The organism is Bacillus sp. JJ1503, from assembly GCF_036965125.1.
Lineage (GTDB): Bacteria > Bacillota > Bacilli > Bacillales > Cytobacillaceae > Cytobacillus.
In genome coordinates this window covers 1-1710 of record NZ_JBALOZ010000142.1, presented here as the reverse complement: position 1 = coordinate 1710, position 1710 = coordinate 1, and the positions used below count along the sequence as shown (strand labels likewise).

Below are 1710 nucleotides of genomic sequence, written 5' to 3'. Positions count from 1 at the left end.
TAATTAGAAAATAAAAGAATACTGTAAACCGTCGTGTTTCTAATTGCCTGCTCCACCTTAACAAAAAGAAAATAATTATTATTGCGATTATTGTTATGTGTAATGGAGGTAGAACAATAGCACCGTTACCAAATTTGAATTCCATTCCAGATTCCCCTCCTTTTTTAGTTATCCACCCGTTAATTTAAGTACAATCCTTCACAAAGTTTAGTAGAGTAACTCTTCTTTCAATTTCACTTCATATAGTCGCATTGCACTTAAATCCCCTCGATATGCAAAGATTTCTTTTGCAATTAAATCACGGAGTCGATATTCTATCCATTGATCTCCAGTGTATTGCTGCATATGACCAATAACTTCACCAATCAAACGTGCCGCTTTCATATAATCATGCTTACCTTGTTCTTTATGTAATTTCTTTGCACATTGAATTATAGAATCATCATCTCGTTCGACATCTGAATGCCAAAGCTCTTCATTCTCCCAAGTTCTCAAAAGACTTTCACTCAACAGTAAATTACGCCCTTCGTCAAGAAGAGCATGACGTTTTGCACAATTCATCGGTCTAAGCTCAAATTGCTCATAAAATTGAAGCAGTTTTTCTGGAGCTAGTTCTCCAGATGTACGAGGATACTGTTCCTCTTCTAGCATAGGGTATGTATAGAGCTCATGAAATGCTTTAAATGTGTTGAGTTCGAACACTTCATTTACTTTATTCTGTAATAAATAAAGGACAATACGCAGTCCTATTTGCTCAGCGGCGTTCTCACATGTCCAAATAATTATCTGTTGATAAGGTGTTATTCCTTTTATTTTCTCTATTGCCTTTAACAAACCCTGTTTATATTCTTCAAGATCATTGAAGTCATCGCGATAGTGTTCCTTAAACCATTGAAAACGATTTTCTATCCCCTTTTTTGTATGTAGTAATTCTATTGGACCAACTGATAAAATATGAGGCAATACAATGATTTCTTCTGTTTTTGCGTATGGAGTATTGCGAAATGCAAATTTTAAGCTACCTGCGGGCGAATCTCCAAATACAATAAGTACCGTTTGTCGATGTTCTATTTTCTCTTCATTACTCGAAACTTTAATCAATGATTTCTTCATTGATTGTAGAATTCTAATCATTCCATCTTCTTCATATTGTTCAGCACGTATAAATATTAAATTTAGAAGAGCCTTTGCCTCACGTTCATCAAGTTTTGAAATAGCTTGTTTTAATTGATTTATATTCTCCATTTTCCCTCTCCTTTTTTCTCTTAATGATAGCTCATTATGTTAATAACTGAGCGTAAAAGTAAGAATTTTTTGTATAGCCTTGTTCAAGTAAACTGCTTCAATAGTAGAAGAAGCGACAGCTTTGTTAAGCTATCGCTACCCGTTAGTTATACATAAAGACTTACACATTAATTGCATATTATATAAATGATGTGACAATAAGTCATTATTTCTTACCTTTTCGTTCTAAAAGTATAGGTGCTATATTTAGTAAGATAGAAACAATTGTCAAAAACCATAATGCCCTTTCCATACCAGGTACTACATCCATTAAAGCTGCCCAATCTTCCACTTCTACCCACACCGATACAAGACTGTATTCTGCACAAAGTGTTAATGCTGTAAATGATAATCCCATCGCCATAGCAAGCTTATAATCCTTTCCTACTTTATACATATAAAGATTTATAAAAGTTGCTACTATTG

The 1710-nt window shown here is 33.8% G+C and carries 2 protein-coding genes; both read right to left on the bottom strand.

Annotated elements, in window-relative coordinates; all coding sequences use genetic code 11:
• Positions 1–207 precede the first annotated feature (207 nt).
• Positions 208–1245, bottom strand: coding sequence for a DUF1835 domain-containing protein (locus V7149_RS12350; RefSeq protein ID WP_335345930.1), 1038 nt, complete (start codon positions 1243–1245; stop codon positions 208–210).
• A 205-nt stretch (positions 1246–1450) separates the two neighbouring features.
• Entirely contained in the window at positions 1451–1708 is a 258-nt protein-coding gene (locus V7149_RS12345; RefSeq protein ID WP_335345929.1) for a hypothetical protein, read from the bottom strand.
• Positions 1709–1710: the final 2 nt, after the last annotated feature.

Coding starts and splice junctions, on each gene's coding strand:
- V7149_RS12350 (WP_335345930.1), bottom strand. CDS start 1,245: ATGGAGAATATAAATCAATTAAAACAAGCTATTTCAAAACTTGATGAA.